Consider the following 20,631-nt stretch of genomic DNA (forward strand, 5'->3'; position numbering starts at 1 on the left):
CCTTCAACTGAAAGCCTTGATCAGCTTCGCCAGTATCATTACCGCTTCATCTATTTCTTCCTTCGCAACGAGTAAATTAGGCAACAGGCGAATCACATTCGGTCCCGCAGAGATGACCAGAAGACCTTCATTCTGAGCCTCCGTCAAAATCGCTCCAACAGGTCCCGCGCATTCAATGCCGACTATAAGTCCGATTCCTCTAATCTCTTTGACAAAATCGTTGCCCGCCAGCTTCTCCCGGAGCTGAGCTTTCAAATATTCGCCTTGCTCAGCCGCTCTGTTCGGCAGATGCTCGCCTACAATCGTCTCAATCGTCGCTTTGACAACAGCCGTTGCGATTGGCGTGCCGCCAAAGGTCGATCCATGGCTTCCCGCTGAGAAAGCTTCCCGCAGCTTCTCCTTGGCAACCATCGCGCCAACCGGAAAACCGCTGCCAAGTCCTTTCGCAAGCGTGAAGATGTCCGGCTCGATTCCGAAATGCTCATAGGCGAACAGCTTGCCCGTCCGTCCCATGCCGGTCTGAATCTCATCAACAATGAGCAAGATGCCTTCTTTCTCGCACAGCTCTGCCGCTTGCTGAATGAAATCCGTATCCACGGGGTGTATACCGCCTTCCGCCTGCACCATCTCCAGCATAATAGCGGCGGTGTTCACGCTGATGGCCGCCTTCAACGCCTGAATGTCGTTCAGCGGAATCGTCTTGAAGCCCTCCGGCAGAGGAGCAAAGCCCTCCTTCACCTTGGCTTGCCCGGTTGCCGTCAAAGTCGCTAGCGTACGGCCATGGAAGGATTGCTCGAATGTAATGATCTCGTAACGACCATTATTTTGAATCAACTGCTGATAGCGCCTTGCAAGCTTGATCGCCGCTTCGTTCGCTTCGGCCCCCGAGTTGCAGAAGAACACCGCATCGCCGCAGCTGTTATCTGTAAGGAGCTTGGCTGCTTCCGCTTGATTCGGGATATGGAATAAATTCGACACATGCCACAATTGATCAAGCTGACTTACAAGCGCTTCCTTGATGCGCCGAGGTACGTGGCCCAAATTCGTAACGGCAATGCCGCTCATAAAGTCCAGATAGCGCTTGCCTGTATCATCCCACAGCCAACTGCCTTCCCCCTTCACAAGGGTTAGCGGGTATCTGGCATATGTGGGCAGCAAGCTTGAAGCCGCTTCCGTTGTAGTCGAATGGCTCATTTTAAGACAACCGCCCTTCATTAGTCCTTATAATCCGTGTGCCAATCCCGCCTTCACGAACCGCTCGGGTGAGCACGCCCGGCTCTTGCCCGCTTACAATGACGACCTCGCGCACCTTGCCTTGAATGCATTGCACGGCAGCCCGCACCTTCGGAATCATCCCGCCATAAATCTCCCCGCTGGCAATCATGGCTTCTATCTCCGTTACCGTCACCTCGGCAAGCACCTGCTTCTCGCCGTTCACCGTCTTCAGTATGCCCGGCACATCCGTCACTACAATCATCTGCTCCACGCCAAGATGAGAGGCTACCGCCCCCGCCGCCGTATCTGCGTTAATATTATAACGCTGTCCGTCTTCGTCGATTCCGATTGGCGCGATTACCGGAATATAACCCATCTCCATGACAACTTCAATAATAGCCGCATTCACTTCCGTAACCTCGCCCACAAAGCCGATTTCATGAGCGTTGGCAGCCGGCTTTGCCAGTATCAGTTGACCGTCGACACCGGACAAGCCAAACGCTTGCGCGCCGTTTTGAAGTATTTTGCGAACGATTTCCTTATTAATGCCGCCTGACAACACCATCTCCACCACATCAAGCACCGCTTCGTTCGTCTTGCGCAGTCCGTTCACGAATTCCGTCTCAATGCCCAGCTTCGACAACGTCTCCGAGATGGCCGGTCCGCCGCCATGCACGATAACCGGCTTCACGCCTTCCCGTTGAAGCTCATTCAATTCATCGAAGAAGCTTACTGGCAGAGCCGCCAATGTGCTTCCGCCGCATTTCATTACAAATCGTTGTTGTTTCACTCCCGGTTCCCCCTAACGCCGGCCCAAGGCCCGTTATGCCATATTCTCTTACGTTCGATAGGCGGCATTGATCCGCACATAATCATAGGTCAAGTCGCAGCCCCAAGCCGTTGCCGCTCCTTCCGCCATATGCAGGTCAACATGGATGACAACCGTGTCGCCCTTCAAATATTCGAGCGCGGCCTCTTCATCAAAGCCTGTCGGCCTCGAGGCTTCCAGCGTGACAATATCGCCTAATCGAATATCCACCGTGTTCGGATTCACCGGCTGCCCGGCGCGTCCCACCGCCGCAATAATACGTCCCCAGTTCGCATCCGTTCCGAAAATTGCCGATTTCACGAGCGACGATCCGATGACCGTCTTCGCGATCGCCTGCGCCGATTCATCGCTGACCGCGCCGCGAACCTGTACCTCCACGAGCTTCGTCGCACCTTCTCCATCGCGGGCAATAGCCTTCGCCAGCACCTCGCATACATAGCTAAGCGCAGCCGCGAATGCAGCCCAATCCGCATGCTCTTCGCTCAATTCCTGATTCGCCGCAAGCCCGCTGGCCATGGCAATCAGCATATCATTCGTAGAAGTGTCTCCGTCCACCGTAATCATATTGAAGCTAAGATCCGTCGCTTTACGCAGCAAACCCTGAAGCGCTTCGCCGCCTATCTTCGCGTCAGTTGTGACAAACCCGAGCATCGTCGCCATATTCGGATGAATCATGCCCGAGCCCTTGGCCGCCCCCGCAATATGAACGCGCTGCCCGTCGATTTCCAGCTCCACGCATACCATCTTTTGCACCAAATCCGTCGTCAGAATCGCTTGGCAGAAGCCATCCGCTCCCTCCATGCCGTCTAGAAGCTGACCAGGCAATAAATCAATGCCGTTTCTTACATTGTCCATCTTAAGAGTCTCGCCAATGACGCCGGTCGAAGCGACCGCGACATGCTCCGCCTTCACGTCTACCGCTTCCGCAAACCTCGCGCGCATCTCGTAAGCATCGGCCTCGCCCTGCTCGCCTGTGCACGCGTTCGCATTGCCGCTGTTCACGAGCACGGCCCGCAGCTTGCCCTCAGATGCCAAGCTCTCGCGCGTCACCTTAAGCGGTGCCGCCTGGAAAACATTCGTCGTATACACGCCCGCAGAAACCGCGGGCACCTCGCAAATAATTGCGCCCAAATCATATCGGGTCGTCTTCTTCAAGCCGCAGTGCAAGCCGCCGGCCCGAAAGCCAAGCGGGGTTGTGATCGAGCCGTCTTCGACGATCTTGAAGGAGGAAGAAAGGTTATTAGTACCCATGAACATTCGATTTCCCTTCTGTGTATAAAAGTATCATTACGGATAAACAGGCACAAACTGCAGTCCCGACGTCTCATCCCAGCCCATCATCAAATTCAAATTCTGAATCGCCTGGCCGGCAGCGCCCTTCACCAAATTATCGATGACCGAAATAATCGTAACACGATTCGTTCTCTCGTCAACCGCAAAGCCGATATCGCAATAGTTCGAGCCCCATACTTCCTTCGTGGCAGGCCACTGCCCTTCCGGACGAATGCGCACGAATGGACGTCCTTCATAGAAATCGCTATAAAGCTGAATAAAAGCTTCTACGCTATGCTTACCGTTTAACTGCGCATAAATCGTCGATAGAATGCCTCTCGTCATTGGCACCAAATGCGTTGTGAACGTCGTTACTACCGGAAGGCCTGCTGCGTCCGACAGCACCATCTCAATCTCCGGAATATGCTGATGCTGGTTCACCTTGTAAGCTTTGAAATTCTCATTCAGCTCGGAATAATGCGTGCCAAGAGACGCACCTCTTCCCGCGCCGGACACTCCTGATTTCGCATCCGCAATAATCGTCGCAGGATCGATCCAGCCCGCTTTCACTGCAGGAATCAAGCCAAGCAAAGTAGCCGTAGGATAGCAGCCTGGATTCGATACGAAGCTTGCTCCCTTTACGTTCTCGCCATAAATCTCCGCAAGACCAAACACAGCTTGTTTCAGATAGGCTTCATCAGCCGGGGATTTCTTATACCACTGTTCGTATAAAGCGGCGTCCTTCAACCGAAAATCGCCGGAAAGATCAATTACCTTCAGGCCCGCTTCAAGATATTGAGGCGCAAGTTTGGACGCAACGCCCGCGGGCGTTGCGAGAAAGACCACATCAGCCTTGGCCTTGATAGCCGCAGGATCCACATCATCCAGTAATTCCTCGCGGATGCCCAGCAAATGTGGATATCCATCAGTGATGGGGGTTCCCGCGCTTGACGATGAAATAACAGAAGTCACCTCGACCATGGGATGCGCCGCCAGCAACCGTATCAATTCGATTCCCCCATATCCGGTCGAACCGACTATGGCTGCTCCTAGCTTCTTGCTCATCTATATTCACTCCTTCAACTTGCAAAATTCTATATGTAGGTAATCCGTGATTTTGTCCGCCGTCCTATATTTTACATCATTCAAGAGTAGATGGAAACAAGATCGCGTTTCTGTATTATTATACATTTTAACTAATATTAATACAACGAAAAATATATGTTCCGCTCCCTTTTTATTTACATTTGTAACCTCCTCATGATAAAATAGAACATACGTTCTAGTCAAGGGGGCCTTTATGACTAATTACACTGATTCATCCAACGTCTCACATGATGAGGCTTTCAAAAAGCTTCTTCAAACCTTCTTCGCAGAGTTCCTGGAGCTCTTCTTCCCTGAAGTGAATGCACTGCTTGATCACTCCCATACTCGCTTTTTGATGCAAGAACTCCTTGTTGATATTGTTGGCGAAGAACGGAGAAGCGTTGACTTGTTGCTTGAAACCAAATATAAATCATTGGACGCCTATGTCATTATTCACCTTGAGCCTCAGTCCTACAAACAAGCCAATTTCAATGAGCGAATGTTTATCTATTTCAGCCGCTTGGTAGAGCGCCATCGCAAAGAGCATAAGCTTATTATTCCAATTGCCATTTTCACTGCAGATCAAGTCCATTACGAACCTGATACCTTTTCGATGGAGATCCCCGGCCACATCATTCTTCACTTCCAGTTTCTCAAGCTTGAGCTTCGCAATCAGAATTGGAGACAATTTATCGATTCTGACAACCCGATAGCTGCGGCATTATTGGCCAAAATGGGTTATAATGAAGAGGAAGCCCGAGAAGTCAGAAAGACTTATCTCCGAATGATATTACAGCTGCAACAAAAGCTCGATCAAGCAAAACTTTCGCTCTTAATGTCAGTTGCAGACTTATATTTTAAACCCGATCCCGCGACAGATGAATTAATCCTGCGAGATCTTAGCGAACAATACCCTGAGTACGAGGTGACGATTATGGAACTAATGCCAGCTTGGAAGCGTTGGGGCTATGAGGAAGGCAGAGAGGAAGGCAGAGAAGAGGGCATCGTTTTGGAGCGTCAGTCGACAATTCAGAAGCTTTTAGGCAAAGGCTTCAGCCCGGAAGATGTATCGAAGACCTTGGATCTTCCTTTAAATGAAATTAACAAGCATCTCAAAAAATAATTCTTAACATGCCCAGTTCATCGAATAACTAGCATTCATTGAGCTGGGCTTTTTTTACAAGCAAATCCCCTTAACTATCATGTATCGCTATCCGTAATTCCGTCATTCCCTATCCTTCGAGCTTAAATCCCTGCCCCAACACTTCGGCTGTGTTGCTGATAATGACAAAAGCCCCTGAATCGATGCCTCTCACGAGCTGCTTCAGCTTCGGCACCTCGTTCTGATCGACAACAACCATGAGAATCGTTCGGCCTTCGCCCGTGAACCCGCCATGGCCGTCAAGTCGAGTCAAGCCGCGATCAAGATCATTCAGAATCGCCTCGGCCACCGCTTCCGTATGATTGCTGATCACGAAAGCCACCTTGGAGAGCTGAAGACCATTTTGCACAAAATCGATCGTCTTGCTCGTCACGAAAAGCCCAATAAGCGCATACAGCGATATCTCCGGCGAAATAATGAACCCCGCAGCCGTAATGACGCAGCCGTCGAAGCATACAATAGCCAGGCTGTACGGCATGCCTGTATAACGATGCAGCATTTGCGCAGCCAAATCCAGACCACCTGTCGAGCCTCCGCCCCGAAACACAAGACCAAGCCCAAGACCAACCCCGATGCCGCCGTAGATAGCCGCCAGCAGCGGATTGCTCGTCGGCACAGGAACAGAGGACGTCAAAAGTACAAATAGCGGCAGCATGACTGTCCCTAACGCCGTCTTGGCTCCAAATTTACGTCCCAACAGCATCAAGCCTACAAGGAATAAGGGAATGTTAATGGCCCACTGCGTATAGGCAGGTGGAATGTCCGTCAGCCGCTGTACGAGTATGGAGACGCCCGATACGCCGCCGGAAGCAATCCCGTTAGGCACCAGGAACATATTGAAGCTCAAGGCGACAACGACGGAACCAATCATTAATTGCAGAGCATTCCAGACCATCATAGCACCGGGATTTCTGCGGTACATTCCAACTCCGCGCTTCCTTTTTGTCGCAACCGCCATTTCGATCTACCACCTTCTCATCCATAATATGCACGATTATGTATATTTGCCGAGACCTATTCCGCCGAAAATAATAAGCATACAAAAGGAGAGTCCCCCACTGTAACAGTGTTGGAACTCTCCTGTCATCCTATGCATGAATCCTATTCATGCCGTATTTGATTGCGAAGATAACCGTCGATGAAAGCGTCGAGATCGCCGTCCATCACCGCGCCGACGTTCCCTGTTTCGACGGAAGTCCGATGATCCTTGACCATGCTGTATGGATGGAACACATAGGAGCGAATTTGACTGCCCCATGCAATATCCGACTGCTCGCCGCGAATTTCCGCCAACTGCTGCATCTGCTCCTCAATCTTCCGTTCGTAGAGCTTCGACTTCAGCATTTTCATCGCCCGGTCGCGGTTCGCAATCTGTGAGCGTTCTTGCTGACATGCAACAATGATGCCTGTCGGAATATGCGTAATCCGTATCGCCGATTCCGTCTTATTGACATGCTGTCCGCCGGCGCCGCTCGCCCGGTACGTATCCACCTTAAGATCTTCGGAGCGAATCTCGATTTCGATCGTGTCGTCAATCTCCGGCATGACATCGCAGGACGCGAATGACGTATGCCGTCTGCCCGCCGAATCAAAGGGCGATATTCGCACCAAACGATGCACGCCCTTCTCCGCTTTGAGATACCCATAGGCATTATAGCCTTTGATCAGGATGGAGACGCTCTTCAGACCGGCTTCATCGCCGTCCTGGTAGTCCAGCACCTCAACCTTGAAGCCGCGCTTCTCCGCCCAGCGCGTATACATCCTGTACAACATGAGACCCCAATCCTGTGACTCCGTGCCGCCAGCGCCGGGATGCAGCTCCAGAATGGCGTTCAACCGGTCATAAGGCTGATTCAGCAGCAACTGCAGCTCGAAATCGCTAACCTTGGTGAGCAGCGCTGCAACTCCTTCGACAAGCTCGGCCTCGAGGGACTGATCTTCCTCTTCCTCCGCAAGCTCCAGCATCATCCCAAGCTCCTCTTGCTCTCCGCTCAGCTTCTCGTACTGCTCTACAACGGATTTCACCGCATTCAGCTCCGAAATAACCCCCTGCGCCCGTTCATTGTCGTCCCAGAAATCGGGCGATGACATCTTTTCCTCGAAATTGGCGATCATCTCTTGCTTCAGATCGAGGTCAAAGAGACCCCCTAAGTTCTTGGATTCGCTTCGCCATTTCCCTTAAATCCTGTTTTACCGATATATCTAACATAGCTGTCGCTTCACCTCAAAATGATATTGTCATTACTGCCCGTGGCACTGCTTGTATTTCTTGCCGCTTCCGCAAGGACAAGGATCATTGCGGCCGACGCGATCATCGCGTCTGACCGGCCGCTTCTCTTGCGATTCCCCGCCGCCGCTGGTAGAAGTCGTCTGGCCCTTCACAACCTCTTGACGCTCCATATTGTTCTCAACGCGCGCTTTCATAATATATTTCGAAACTTCCTCCTGGATGCTCTCGATCATTTCCTTGAACATCTCGAAGCCCTCGAATTGATATTCGCGAAGAGGATCTGTTCCGCCGTAAGCGCGGAGATGAATGCCCTGGCGCAGCTGATCCATCGCATCGATATGATCCATCCACTTGCTGTCTACCGCTCTCAGTACGACAACCTTCTCGAACTCGCGCATCGTCTCAGCGCCAAGCTCAGCTTCACGTTGATCGTAGTAGGCAACAACCTTCTCCAGAATGAAGGCGTTAATCTCTTCCTTCTCCTTGCCCCACAGATTGTCCTTCGTCACGGCACCTTCCTCGAGGAAGGTGGCATGCACAAAGTCCGCGATTGCTTGAAGATCCCATTCCTCCGGAATATCCTCGGCGCAATGCGCGTCCACGATGCGTTCGATGACCGGCCCTATCATCTCCATCACTTCGCTGCGAATATCATCGGACTCCAAGATTGCGCGTCTTTGCTTATAAATAACCTCGCGCTGCTGATTCATCACATCATCATATTGAAGGACAACCTTCCGCGTGTCGAAGTTGCTTCCTTCCACGCGCTTCTGAGCCGATTCCACCGCTCTCGAGATCATCTTGCTCTCGATCGGCTGATCCTCTTCCAGTCCCAGACGGTCCATCATCACCATAATATTCTCCGAGCCGAATCTGCGCATCAATTCATCCGACAAGGATAGATAGAATTGCGTCGAACCCGGATCCCCCTGACGTCCCGCGCGGCCGCGCAGCTGATTATCGATACGGCGGCTCTCATGCCGCTCCGTGCCGATAATATGTAGCCCGCCCAGCTCCTCGACCGAATCGCCCAGCAAAATATCCGTACCGCGGCCAGCCATGTTCGTGGCGATCGTTACTGCTCCTGCTTGTCCAGCCTTGGAGATAATCTCCGCCTCTTCGGCATGGAACTTCGCATTCAGCACCTTATGCGCAATCCCCTTGCGCTTCAGCATGTCGGACAGCTTCTCCGAATTTTCAATGGAAATCGTACCTACCAGAACCGGCTGATTGCGGCTGTGACGCTCTACAATCTCATCCACGACTGCGTTGAATTTGCCGTTCTCGGTCTTGTAGACCACATCCGACATATCCTTCCGAATCAACGGACGGTTCGTCGGCACTTGAATAACATCCAGGCCGTAGATGCGGCGGAATTCCTCTTCCTCCGTCTTCGCCGTACCCGTCATGCCCGCAAGCTTGCGATACATGCGGAAGTAATTCTGGAACGTAATCGTCGCCAGAGTCATGCTCTCGTTCTGAACCTTAAGCTGCTCCTTCGCTTCAATCGCTTGATGAAGACCATCGCTGTAACGGCGACCGGACATGAGACGGCCCGTGAACTCATCGACAATGACAACCTCGTCCTCTTGAACGACATAGTCGACATCGCGTTTCATAATGCAATTCGCCTTCAGCGCTTGCTGAATATGATGGTTAATCAGCACATTCGCATGATCGAACAAATTCTCTATGCTGAACGCGCGCTCCGCCTTCTCAACGCCCGAATCCGTCAGAATCACATTACGCAATTTTACGTCGATCGTATAATCCTCTTCAACCTTTAGACGGCTGACAAATCGATCCGCCGCATAGTATAGCTCCGTCGACTTTGCTGCTTGTCCGGAAATAATGAGCGGCGTTCTCGCCTCATCGACCAGAATGGAGTCAACTTCATCAATAATCGCGTAATAGAGCGGACGCTGAACCATCTGCTCTTTGTACAGCACCATATTGTCGCGAAGATAATCGAAGCCGAACTCATTGTTCGTTCCATACGTAATATCGCATGCGTAAGCCTCTTGCTTCTCCGCATGAGTCAAGCCATGCAGATTACAGCCGACCGTAAGCCCGAGGAACGTGTACAATTGTCCCATCAACTCGCTGTCACGCTGAGCCAGATAATTATTCACCGTCACGACATGAACCCCGCGCCCCAGCAGCGCATTCAAATATACGGCAAGAGTCGCAACCAGCGTCTTACCTTCACCGGTCTTCATCTCTGCGATCGTGCCCTCATGCAGCACCATACCTCCGAGCAGCTGTACATCGAAATGACGCATGCCTAGCGTACGCTTCGACGCTTCACGAACGGTAGCGAAGGCTTCCGGCAGCAAATCGTCAAGCTCCTCGCCCTTCTCTATACGCGCTTTGAATTCATCCGTCTTGGCGCGAAGCTCCTCGTCGGACAACGCAACAAACTTGGACTCCATGCCATTAATTTCTTCTACCGTGCGCATAAGCCGCTTCACTTCGCGCTCATTGGCGTCTCCGAATATCTTCTTTACTAGTCCGAGCATGGTTTTCCCCTTTCGGTAGTAGGTCTATTTGTTTTAAATTGTATCAGTTTGCAGCCACTGCCGCAATGTATGTCCTACGCGGACGAACTTACGCCCCGACCATGAAGCAGGCCGGGGCGTACATCCACATTATATATAATAGAAGTTCGAATTATTCTTGTTCAATTAATCCATATTTGCCGTCGCTTCGTTTGTACACAACATTCACTTCTTTGTTGTCGACGTTGGAGAACACGAAGAAATTATGACCAACCATATTCATCTGCAGAATCGCTTCCTCCACATCCATCGGCTTCATCTTAAAGCTCTTCTTGCGCACGAGCTCAAGGTCTTCTTCTTCCTCCAACACGCTGACGGCCGAGCCTTCTTCGCGGAACAAGGCTTTGACACCGCTTCCGCCTTTGAACTTCTTGTTCATCTTCGTCTTATGTTTGCGAATTTGCCTCTCCAGCTTATCCACCACGAGATCGATGGACGCATACATGTCTTCGCTCTTCTCCTCGGCTCTAAGTATCGCACCTAATAATGGGATTGTCACCTCAACCTTGTGTTGTCCCTTTGTTACCGATAAGGTAACGTTCATGTCGGAGGCGATTGGTTCGTCGAAATACTTCTCCAATCGGCTTAACTTCTTCTCGACGTAATCTCTCAAAGCGTCAGTCACCTGAAAGTGTTGTCCTCGAATGATATATTGCATGGGCAAACCTCCTTTACATGAACTTAGTATATCATATGCGAGTGCCCATTTCAAAATAGTTAATTATTAATTTAGAATTTTCAGAATTATTAACATTATCATCCAGCGCTTCTTATGTTAGATTTCCTGACATTAAAATTGACAGAAAAAAGCCCCGGTTTCCCGGAGCTTTAATAAGTTTAGCCACTGTCAAGCGAACCATCTATAAGTGGTTATTATTCAACCGATGATTACAGTTTGACTACATTTGCAGCTTGTGGACCGCGTGCGCCTTCAACGATATCGAATTCAACCGCTTGGCCTTCTTCGAGAGTTTTGAAGCCTTCGGATTGGATCGCGGAGAAATGAACGAATACGTCGCCGCCTTGTTCAGTCTCGATAAATCCATAGCCTTTCTCTGCGTTAAACCATTTCACTTTTCCTTGCATCTGCAAACATTCCCTTCATCTTCAAAATGCTGTGAGACGTTTATAGGTCTGGCCCACATTTCGACTATACCACCATCGCCATCAAATTGTCAAACAATTTTTTGAAAGCGAATACATAGTTGATGTTGCTGGTTTCTCCTTTTGTCATCACAAGACCTCTTGCAACAAAATAGCCGCCCAATAAGGACGGCTGCCAAACACAAGTGAATGAATATACTAACGTCTGCGGTCGAAGAATAAACTATCATCTCCATACGACGAGCTTTCGTAGACCGATTTCGAGCGTTTCCCTCGATTAATCTTCTCAATCTCCACAAATGCGGCATGCTTCAGAGCAGCCATTGTACGTATAATGACGGAATCTTGCTTCGTAATGCGTTCAATTAATGGCTGCAGAGCATCAGCCTCATATCGTTCGACCGGCAACTGCTGCAGATCTGCAAATAATTTGTCACGTTGTGTCATATATTCCTCTATGGATTGCAAATCGCTGCTTTCCATCTTCTCAATGAGATTAGACGACAGTTGAATGAGTTTGTTTAACTGTGCTTCCATTCGCTTGCCCCGCTTGCCCGTTAGATTGTTTGGCAGCTTGCAGCCAGGTTTCTTTCAGCTCGATCAGATAGCCCAGCACTTCCTCGGCAGGTTCAACAGCCTTCTTCATATTCGCCTCGGCTAGACGATTGTTAAAGTACTCGTATAAGCTCAACAAATTATCGGCCAACGGAGAGGATCTATCAATCGTTATCATCCACTCCGAAACAATATTTTGTACTTTCTGCAAATTCCGATTGGCCTCGTCGAAGTTTCTCTCTCCGATAGCTGCAATGCCTTGTCTACAGAATCGAATAGCCGCATCATTCAGCATAATGAGTAGTTGAGCAGGGGATGCAGTCTGAATGGTCGTCTCCAAGTACTTGTTCCGTTGTTGAAGCTGTTGCATGTTGTTACCTCCTAGGAAGTACTAAATTGTTGAGCAAGCCAATTGCTTTGTGAATTCATTTGATTAATATAAGTTTCCATTGCGGTGAACTGCTTGTAGTAACGATCCTCAAGATCTTGCAATCTGGTAGTCAAACTTGTAATTTGATCGGCAATTTGCAAATTTTCCTTCCCCAGCAAATAATTGCTTTCAATTGAGGTCGAGGCTCCGGCTTTATCCGTAATTTGCTGGAACAAGTTTGAGGCTTTGTCGTATAACTTAGCCGCTATTCCGTCGTTAGCTGAATCCGTTACATCTGTTGTAAACAGCGCCATTACTTCATCCGGATTATCCGCCAGAGCAGCCTTAAGCTTCGTCTCGTCGATATACAACTTTCCGCCGTCGGCATAGCTTCCCGAAATGGTCGACCCAACAATATTCGTATTGGAAATGCCAATAGCAGCCAAGCTGTTCAATTGACCTGATGGCAACCCTCCAACTGTATCGGTCAAAACTCTTCGTAATGCATTCATACCGCCAGAGAGAATCGAATCATTGGAAAGCATACCCGCTTTCGCCTTCTCTTCCCATCGCTTAATCTCATCCTCGCTCATTTCCTCGCGTTGTGCATCTGTAAGCGGGGCATAATCACGATCACGCTTTTCTGAAACCTTTGCGTCTACATCGCTTATCAAGGAATTATATTTATCGACGAAATTCTTTATCTTATCAACAATGCTGTCTATATCTTGAGAAACCTCAACCGTTGCAATTTCGGTGCTTTCTTGTTTGGCTGTGAAAGTTAATCCCGCAATCGTCATCGTATTGGAAGGATAGGTAGTTTGAATGCCATTAAACTTGATTGTGGCGTCCAATCCCTTAATATTAATCGTATTGGCACTGGCCGGGGTAACATCTTCGCCTGTAATGCTCTTGTTGGTATCGCTCATGTTGAAGATAGAGTTTAAATCCGTTTCAGTACCGGAAGAATTGGTCAGAGTCAAATCAATTTTAGAATCTTCTCCTGTTTGAGTCGTTGTGAAGAATATTCGATTCATCGTAGAATCATAGGCCGCTTTAACGCCTGTCTCATTGGATTTACTGTTAATATTCGCGATCATTTCATTTAAAGTATAATCTTCATCCAATGTAATTTCAGCAGTTCCTTTGGCCCCGGCAATCGTAAGCTTATTGTCTGTTCCTGTAAGAGCTAGCTTCTCGCCAATGGTCGCAGTCCCGTCGCCTGCGCCTAATGCGCCGGTACTAAAACCAGCAGCCTTGGCCAGCTTCACTACCTCAAACGTATACTGCCCCTCATTCGCATTCGCACTTCCCGTTACAGATACTACGCTATCCAAGGAAGAGCTTACCTTCTTGGCCAAATAACCCGATTGCAGCTTCATGTCGAATGCCGCATTCTTGAAATCAAGAATCTTATTGTTCAGCTCCCGATAGCTATCTCGTTTCCACTCCAGCGTTTGTTGCTTCTGAACCAGCTTGTCCATGGGAAGACGCGCTGCAGCCATCAACTGCTTTACCATAGTATCGGTATCAATGCCTGACGCGAGACCGCTAATTCTAATGCTCATGCTTTATTCTCCTTTCTTCTCATCACACTGTTAACCTTTCTTATCTACGAAAATGCCTGCCATTTCCCATAGCTTTGCGACAAAATCCAATGATTTCTCCGGTGGAATCTCTTTAAGCACCTCGCCTGACTCGCTGTCTACAATCTTCACAGCAATCAGATTCGTCTCTTTGTGTACAGAGAATTGCAGATTCGTCGCTCTTCCTTGCATGGCTTTAATGGCGCGTTCCACTGTCTTGACCGCCTGCTCATCGCTTAAAGTGATTCCGTCTCCACGAAGCTCCGCCAGCTTCAGATCGTCTATGTTCGTTATTCCTGTTGCCGTCTTGGATGAAAATGAAGTTTCATGGCTGACCGTGCTTGATGAGCTGCTTCCCGTGCTGACTGGCGTCACGCGTTCCACTGAATTGCCTTGACCAGAATTTGAAATAGGAGTATTCATCGCCATTCCTGCCTTCGCCAATAGTTATTTATTATGTATATCGGAAAAGCTTCGACAGAAATGTAGATATCAAATTCAATTCTTCTATTTAACTCGCTATTCCCCTCCTAACCTGTTACGCCTCAAGCGCATCATGCAGTTCCCGCTTCCACTTCTTGAAACACGGATAAAGATTGAAATGAATCAACTCCTTCGCCTTTGCCGAATCACTGGATTCATACGAAGTCACAACATGATCGATCGCTTCGCGCAGCTCGTCAGACCGTTCTGCCAGATGATTGGGAGGCAGCTGCTCCTTAAACACAGATATAGATCTTTCCATTTGAAAAAACGCTTCGACTAAATCGCTAAATAATGGGACAGTACTCTCTAGTGTCCCTTCACTTAAACGTCTCTTTATATGATCGATTCCTTCCAGACAGGTATCTGACAAGGTCAATGTCTGCTCCATGCTCTCTTGGTACTTGTTCATAAATCAGTCAACTCCTCTAATTGCAGAAAGTAGAAAGGAGACTCTAGAAGGTCTAGAGTCTCCTTGAGAAAACCAGGTATTAACGAAGCAATTGCAGAACGCCTTGCGGCTGTTGGTTCGCTTGAGCAAGCATCGCTTGAGCAGCTTGGGAGAGGATGTTGTTCTTCGTGAACTCCATCATTTCTTTCGCCATATCCACATCGCGGATACGGGATTCTGCAGCTGTCAGGTTCTCGGAGGAAGTTCCAAGGTTGTTGATGGTGTGCTCAAGACGGTTCTGCGAAGCACCCAATTTGGAACGTTCTGACGATACTTTCGCAATGGCCGAATCTAGAACTGTAATTGCATTCGCTGCATTCGCTGCAGTCGTAACATCCAACGCATTCTCTACAGAAGTATTATTAGTACCGTCTGTTACATTAGCTGCATCAGAGAAGCCAGTTCCAGTACCTGTAATACCAAGTGCCGCCGCACGCATATCAGAAATACTCAAAGCCATTGTTTGATTCTGATTGGCACCAATTTGGAAATTCAAGGAGTTATCTGAAGTGGTATCATTGTTGGTCGTTGTTGTAGCCAAATCAATGGTATTAAGTGTCATGATATCACCAGTAGTCCAAGTCCCGTTAATAGAGAAGGAAACACCATGGTTATCGTACGTATATGAATTGAAATCTGTAGCACCTATGATATCTTCGGAGATATTGTTGCCGTCAGCATCTTTAATCGTTACTGTTAGTTCATCAGCAGCACTTAGCGAGATATCGATTGTTGCTGCGTTAGGATCCATATCAGTACCAGTAACAGTTACATCCGAGAACAATGCGGTTGCATCTGTTGTAGTGTAAGCCGAGTAGTTCGAAGATGTACCTTGCGTACCTGATACATCAGTATCACTTGCAGCAGTTGCAATGGCTGACAGATCAATTTCAACGCTATCTCCATCGTCCATAGCAGCAAAATCTTCTTCCGAGATCGAGAAGCTGACACCATGAGCATCAAATGTGTAATCTGAACCTTCTGTATGAGTCATGAAAGCATCAGTAATATCTAGTGTATCTCCATCACCATCTGTACCTTGAATGGTTACCGAAATATTATCACCATTCTTAGTGATAGTAATTGCGTTTGTTTCAGCATCATCAATATTATCCCAATCAAAAGAAGCTCCATCATTAGCCGCGATAGCAACTTGATTATCCGTTCCACTGTTTTGAATATTCGGTTGCGTTCCAGTGCCTGTGAATGTAATGCCAGTAGCATATTGAATCGTAATAGTTTGATCATCCACCGCAGTTGTTGCAGGATTGGAAACAACAGCAGTTGCCGACAAATCACCGTTAAGTAATTTTTTCGTATTAAATTCAGTCGTGTTACCAATACGATTGATTTCAGAAGTTAATTGGTTCATTTCCTTCTGAAGCTCTTCACGATCCGCAGTTGTATTCGTATCATTGGAGGATTGAACTGCCAGCTCGCGCATACGCTGCAAGATGCTGTGTGTTTCGTTCATAGCGCCCTCGCCAGTTTGGATAAGGGAAATGCTGTCTTGCGCATTGCGAGTCGCTTGATCCAAGCCGCGAATTTGACCGCGCATTTTCTCGGAGATGGCAAGGCCTGCTGCATCATCGCCGGCACGGTTGATACGAAGACCGGAAGACAATTTCTCCAAGTTTTTGGATGAGTTTGCTCCATTGATCCCTAGTTGACGCGAAGTGTTCAAAGCTGCGATATTGTGGTTGATAATCATGAAATATTTCCTCCCTGAAATGTTCGATTTTCCGCATCCTTGCGGAAGCCACTGGTAACAGGTCGGCCGCCCTATTACCGCGCTAATACATTTATCGGATTATTCAAGGGAATGTTTATAGCTTTGCCGAAAATTTATTTTTTGAAAAGCTTCGACACATCCGCAAGCGAGAAGGTCTGACTGGCCGCTGCGCGGTTCTCTTCTTGAATGGCGATATAAATCTCTTTTCGATGAATTTCCACATCTTTCGGAGCGCGAATGCCAAGCTTGACCTGATCGCCTTCGATGCCTACAACTACGATCTCGATATTAGAGCCGATTATAATCGACTCTTGATTCTTCCTGGATAGAACGAGCATAACCTTCCCCTCCTTATGGGCGAGCCAGCGGCGCGCGAGTGCTGTAAGCATGATCATGCAGAATAAGTTGTTTGCCGCGTTGCATTCTGGTGTTCAACAAGATCGGCGCCAGCAAATTAATCGTCGCCTTGGACGGATCAGTCGGGATGGTGATAATAGACCATATCTCCACATCCCCTTGCTCTCTAATATCCAGCTCCTGTTTGACTGATTCAGCCAGCTCCCACTCGTATTCCGGATAGAAGAGAAAGGGACTGACAACCAGCAGGGAGATGTTCGGATCCTCTTCAGCCTTCATCAGCTTCATCGGGAGCTCATCGCCTACGTCCTCGAATACGAAATGACGAAGCTGTTCAAAGCCCGGAATGCCTGCCTCAAAGTTGTATTTCGTTAAATCTGCGCTCACTTGATTACCTCCCACAAAAATTTGATCACGCAACAAAAAATAAAAACTACAGACCTTATGCGTCGAGCGCAAAAAATCTATAGTTATCAATCCGTTTGAATGTCTACCTATATTGATCAATTTGAGGCGGTGTGATGGTAACTTTGCCATACTGGCTTACATACATGTCCAATTTCCCGCGATCATAATCCAGAATTGGCTTATTAACCTGAACATTCATCTCAACCCTGCCTGGAATCGTATTAATGGTTACTCCTCCCTGCGTGAAATGAATATCCACATTATCACAGGATGCAGGACCGCGGAAATCAAATTCCGGGAAAGTCCTTTGCCAATCCCTCGCATTCTCCGCGATAGGATTGCCTCCCTCATGAATAGCCGCCATCCGATTCCCCTTCTCCACGATGCGAGCTAAGCCTCGAAGCGCCATATCGGAAGCCATGGAATAGATCTTGCTCATCGTCTCCAGATTATTCCCTAATGCGAGAGCGTCCCATGCCTTGTCCTGATCGACTTCAAGCCGACTCTGGGTTGTTTCAAATTGCTGCTCCGGACGAATTTGCTTCATATCTATTGTCGCGCGCGGCTGCTGAATATGCTGAACACCCGCGTCAGCGTCAATGGAAAGCAGCGCATTCTGCACCGTCATCTGAATTTGAGGAATTTGCATAGTGGCCTCCTATTTCAAGAAGTCGACCAAGCTGGGACGAATAAGCTGAGCTCCGACCGACAGAGAAGCCTCATACACATTCTCTTCCGTCTTCATATTCGTAATGACTTCGGCAATATCCGCGTCCTCCGTCTTCGCTTGAACGGTTTGCAGATTAATATTAATATCATCGAGACGATTCTGGATAATGTCTACACGATTGACCTTCGCCCCTACCTCGGAGCGTTTCGTCAGCATCTTGTCTATCCGAGAGTCAATCTGACCAACGAGATCGGACAGGCCGTCTTGATCGCCAGCAGCAAGCATATCATGAGCGCGCTGCAAGAGAGCGAATACATTGTCGCTTGCTTCCATCTCTTCTTGAGTTGCGTCCGCGGCAAGAGGCTCGCCAAACAATTCATTGCCCGTAATGTTCACGCCAAGCTTCATGCCTGCCGACAATTCGTATTGAATGGATCCTGTATCCGTTCCAACTTGATACGCCTTAAGCACGGGGGGATCAGCGAGCGGATCGGCAGCATCCCCGGTTCCAAGAGTGGGATAGGGCTTTGTTCCCGTCTGTTCACCGTTGAATACTTGCTTGCCATTGAACTGGCTGTTCCCGATCTCAACCATTTGATTATAAAGCTGGTCGATCTCCACCTTGATTGCATCAAGCCCTGTCTGCTCTGTCGTGCCGTTCGCGCCTGCCAGGAGCAAATCCCTCGCTCTTCCCAGCACGTCAGTCGCTTGACCGATTGTCGTATCTGTATACTCCAGCATCGACAGAGATGAACTCGCATTCTCCGTGTACTGTTCGTTCGCCTGGAGCTCGCTGCGATAGCGAAGAGCGAAGGTAATGCCGACCGGATCGTCGGAAGGCTTGTTGATCTTCTTGCCCGTCGACAGCTGATCCTGCAGCGTGTTCATGCGGCTCAGGTTATTGGTGATGTTGCGCAGCAGCTGCGTATTCATCATGGATTGGGTCACGCGAAGAGACATCGCTAGCTCACTCCTCTACCTCATTTTATTTTAGAGACCGACTCGTCCCATTCCATTAATTATGCGATCCAGCATCTCGTCAATCATCGTCATATTCCTTGCAGCGGCGTTATAAGCTTGTTGGAATTTGATCAAATTCGACATTTCTTCGTCGAGCGAGACGCCGCTGACCGACTGTCTGCGAGACTCTACTTGATCGACAATCACTTGTTGATTCGATTGCGTTCTAGCCGCTTCCGCGCTCTGCACGCCAAGCTGTCCGACCACCGAGCGGAAGAATGCGTCGACCGTGTTCTTGTTCGTACCGGTGCCGTCATCGAAATCCATACGAATGTCGCGCATTTGCGAGAACAGAACCGCCATCGAGTTGTTGCCCGTAATGACCGTGTCTGTGCCGTCGTCATTCATCGTGACGCGCATGGAAGTGGCGATGAGATTGGAATTCGCCTGAATGGCGGGATTCAGGGTAATATTCCCCGCCGTCAAATTATCAGTGCCGCCGGAGCTGTCCGTGAAGAATGGCGGGCTTGCCTCGTCGCCGGCCAGATTATAGCCGAGCTGATGAAGTCCGTTCAAGCCGTTAACCGTGACGGTTGTATCCTCCGTTAATGTCCGGCTCGTTCCGGAATAGGTTACGCCGTTCAATACCGTGCCCTCCGGCAGAACGGAGCCAGCAGGCAAGGTAACCTCGAATTCGCCGTTCACCATTGTCTGAACCATCGTGTTCAAATCCTGAATATAGCCTTCCACGAAGTTGTCTCTCGAATAAATCGTGCCATAGATGGCGCCGCTGTTCAAATCTCCTGATACGACCGCGCCTTCGATCGTCGCGGTATCCATATCCGTGCTTGTCTGCCCTTGCACCAGATTGATTGAGCCCATCGAAATGTTGTAGCCGTCGGATTGCTCCGTCACTTGAATATTGACCAGTCCCGAAAGCTGATCGGTCATCAGGTCCCGCTGGTCTCTGAGATCATTGGCATTGTCGCCGAGGCTTTCGACCCGCTGAATCTGATAATTGAGCTGAGCGATATTCGTTGTCAGCGAATTGACCGTACTGATGTTGATGTCGACATTTTCGCTTAAGTCTGTCTTGAGATCATTGAGCTGCTGCGCGGTGTAATTAAATGCGTCGACCATCGCCAGAGCTTGCTCCATCACAACCTTGCGGCCATCGGCATTCTCCGGGTTCTTGCTTAGATCGGACCATGAATTCCAGAAATCAGAAATGACTGTCCGCAGGCCTGTATCGCTCGGCTCGTTCACGATGCCCTCGAGCTTGGTGAGCGTGTCAAGCTGCACATTGAAGTTGCCTAGCGACTTGTTCTCGTTGCGATACTGGCTGTCAAGAAAGCTCTCTCGAATCCGCGTAATCGAGCTTGCTTCTACGCCCGTGCCAATCTGGCCGGCTTCCGTAGATTTGGAATAGCCAACTGCATAAATCGGAGTTGATGCCGTCATATTAACGACCTGCCGCGTGTATCCCGCTGTGTTGGCATTCGCTATATTATGGCCTGTTGTATTCAGCGCGGATTGTTCCGTGAACAAGCTCCGACGCGCCGTCTCCAAGCCGTGAAATGTCGATGTCATGCCGCAATCCCTC

The 20,631-nt window shown here is 49.1% G+C and carries 21 protein-coding genes; 1 reads left to right on the forward strand and 20 read right to left on the reverse strand.

Features of this window, described 5'->3' with window-relative positions; genetic code table 11:
* Positions 1-3: 3 nt before the first annotated feature.
* The 4 genes from HFP08_RS25270 to argC all read right to left on the reverse strand — a co-directional run bounded on the left by HFP08_RS25270 (position 4) and on the right by argC (position 4,381).
* A complete protein-coding gene (locus HFP08_RS25270; protein WP_168123413.1) occupies positions 4-1,194 on the reverse strand; it encodes an acetylornithine transaminase in 1,191 nt (396 codons plus the stop codon).
* A gap of 1 nt (position 1,195) precedes the next feature.
* Positions 1,196-1,984, reverse strand: a complete 789-nt coding sequence (gene argB / locus HFP08_RS25275; protein WP_168123442.1) for an acetylglutamate kinase — start codon at positions 1,982-1,984, stop codon at positions 1,196-1,198.
* A 69-nt stretch (positions 1,985-2,053) separates the two neighbouring features.
* Positions 2,054-3,301, reverse strand: coding sequence for a bifunctional ornithine acetyltransferase/N-acetylglutamate synthase (gene argJ / locus HFP08_RS25280; protein ID WP_481856610.1), 1,248 nt, complete (start codon positions 3,299-3,301; stop codon positions 2,054-2,056).
* Between the two features lie 30 nt (positions 3,302-3,331).
* Positions 3,332-4,381, reverse strand: coding sequence for an N-acetyl-gamma-glutamyl-phosphate reductase (gene argC, locus HFP08_RS25285; RefSeq protein ID WP_168123414.1), 1,050 nt, complete (start codon positions 4,379-4,381; stop codon positions 3,332-3,334).
* Positions 4,382-4,616: 235 nt separating this feature from the next.
* Between argC and HFP08_RS25290 the strand changes: the two genes are divergently transcribed.
* The gene (locus HFP08_RS25290; protein ID WP_168123415.1) at positions 4,617-5,525 is read left to right on the forward strand and encodes an Rpn family recombination-promoting nuclease/putative transposase; all 909 of its coding nucleotides are present in this window, start codon (positions 4,617-4,619) and stop codon (positions 5,523-5,525) included.
* A 109-nt stretch (positions 5,526-5,634) separates the two neighbouring features.
* On the opposite strand, the gene HFP08_RS25295 is transcribed toward HFP08_RS25290, so the two are convergent.
* The 16 genes from HFP08_RS25295 to flgK form a co-directional block, all read right to left on the reverse strand.
* Complete coding sequence (locus HFP08_RS25295; protein ID WP_168123416.1) at positions 5,635-6,522, reverse strand: YitT family protein; 888 nt, start codon at positions 6,520-6,522, stop codon at positions 5,635-5,637.
* A gap of 143 nt (positions 6,523-6,665) precedes the next feature.
* A protein-coding gene (prfB, locus tag HFP08_RS25300) for a peptide chain release factor 2 (protein ID WP_168123417.1) occupies positions 6,666-7,773 on the reverse strand; the annotation gives its coding sequence in 2 pieces (ribosomal slippage) (positions 6,666-7,700 and positions 7,702-7,773; 1,107 coding nt in all).
* Between the two features lie 32 nt (positions 7,774-7,805).
* Positions 7,806-10,313, reverse strand: a complete 2,508-nt coding sequence (secA, locus tag HFP08_RS25305; RefSeq protein ID WP_168123418.1) for a preprotein translocase subunit SecA — start codon at positions 10,311-10,313, stop codon at positions 7,806-7,808.
* Between the two features lie 151 nt (positions 10,314-10,464).
* Positions 10,465-11,010, reverse strand: coding sequence for a ribosome hibernation-promoting factor, HPF/YfiA family (gene hpf, locus HFP08_RS25310; protein WP_168123419.1), 546 nt, complete (start codon positions 11,008-11,010; stop codon positions 10,465-10,467).
* Positions 11,011-11,240: 230 nt separating this feature from the next.
* Positions 11,241-11,438 carry a cold shock domain-containing protein gene (locus HFP08_RS25315; RefSeq protein WP_087569424.1) on the reverse strand — a complete coding sequence of 66 codons (198 nt, stop codon included), beginning with the start codon at positions 11,436-11,438 and terminating at the stop codon, positions 11,241-11,243.
* 216 nt (positions 11,439-11,654) lie between these two features.
* Positions 11,655-11,993, reverse strand: a complete 339-nt coding sequence (locus HFP08_RS25320) for a hypothetical protein (RefSeq protein WP_168123420.1) — start codon at positions 11,991-11,993, stop codon at positions 11,655-11,657.
* Complete coding sequence (fliS, locus tag HFP08_RS25325) at positions 11,953-12,381, reverse strand: flagellar export chaperone FliS (protein WP_168123421.1); 429 nt, start codon at positions 12,379-12,381, stop codon at positions 11,953-11,955. Before fliS ends, HFP08_RS25320 begins: the two co-directional genes overlap by 41 nt.
* An 11-nt stretch (positions 12,382-12,392) precedes the next feature.
* Positions 12,393-13,949 (reverse strand): flagellar filament capping protein FliD, encoded by a 1,557-nt coding sequence (fliD, locus tag HFP08_RS25330; RefSeq protein ID WP_168123422.1) that lies wholly within the window; start codon positions 13,947-13,949, stop codon positions 12,393-12,395.
* A gap of 30 nt (positions 13,950-13,979) precedes the next feature.
* The gene (locus tag HFP08_RS25335) at positions 13,980-14,390 is read right to left on the reverse strand and encodes a flagellar protein FlaG (RefSeq protein WP_168123423.1); all 411 of its coding nucleotides are present in this window, start codon (positions 14,388-14,390) and stop codon (positions 13,980-13,982) included.
* A 115-nt stretch (positions 14,391-14,505) separates the two neighbouring features.
* Positions 14,506-14,862, reverse strand: coding sequence for a DUF8042 domain-containing protein (locus HFP08_RS25340; protein WP_168123424.1), 357 nt, complete (start codon positions 14,860-14,862; stop codon positions 14,506-14,508).
* A gap of 79 nt (positions 14,863-14,941) precedes the next feature.
* The gene (locus tag HFP08_RS25345) at positions 14,942-16,612 is read right to left on the reverse strand and encodes a flagellin N-terminal helical domain-containing protein (RefSeq protein ID WP_168123425.1); all 1,671 of its coding nucleotides are present in this window, start codon (positions 16,610-16,612) and stop codon (positions 14,942-14,944) included.
* A gap of 134 nt (positions 16,613-16,746) precedes the next feature.
* Complete coding sequence (csrA, locus tag HFP08_RS25350) at positions 16,747-16,971, reverse strand: carbon storage regulator CsrA (RefSeq protein ID WP_168123426.1); 225 nt, start codon at positions 16,969-16,971, stop codon at positions 16,747-16,749.
* 13 nt (positions 16,972-16,984) lie between these two features.
* Positions 16,985-17,377: a flagellar assembly protein FliW gene (gene fliW, locus HFP08_RS25355; RefSeq protein WP_240941867.1), complete on the reverse strand. Its 393-nt coding sequence runs from the start codon at positions 17,375-17,377 to the stop codon at positions 16,985-16,987.
* 103 nt (positions 17,378-17,480) lie between these two features.
* Positions 17,481-18,047 (reverse strand): DUF6470 family protein, encoded by a 567-nt coding sequence (locus HFP08_RS25360; RefSeq protein WP_168123428.1) that lies wholly within the window; start codon positions 18,045-18,047, stop codon positions 17,481-17,483.
* A 9-nt stretch (positions 18,048-18,056) separates the two neighbouring features.
* Positions 18,057-19,028 (reverse strand): flagellar hook-associated protein FlgL, encoded by a 972-nt coding sequence (gene flgL, locus HFP08_RS25365; RefSeq protein ID WP_168123429.1) that lies wholly within the window; start codon positions 19,026-19,028, stop codon positions 18,057-18,059.
* Positions 19,029-19,058: 30 nt separating this feature from the next.
* Positions 19,059-20,618 (reverse strand): flagellar hook-associated protein FlgK, encoded by a 1,560-nt coding sequence (gene flgK / locus HFP08_RS25370; protein ID WP_168123430.1) that lies wholly within the window; start codon positions 20,616-20,618, stop codon positions 19,059-19,061.
* Positions 20,619-20,631: the final 13 nt, after the last annotated feature.

The organism is Paenibacillus sp. HB172176, assembly GCF_011947265.1.
GTDB lineage: Bacteria > Bacillota > Bacilli > Paenibacillales > Paenibacillaceae > Pristimantibacillus.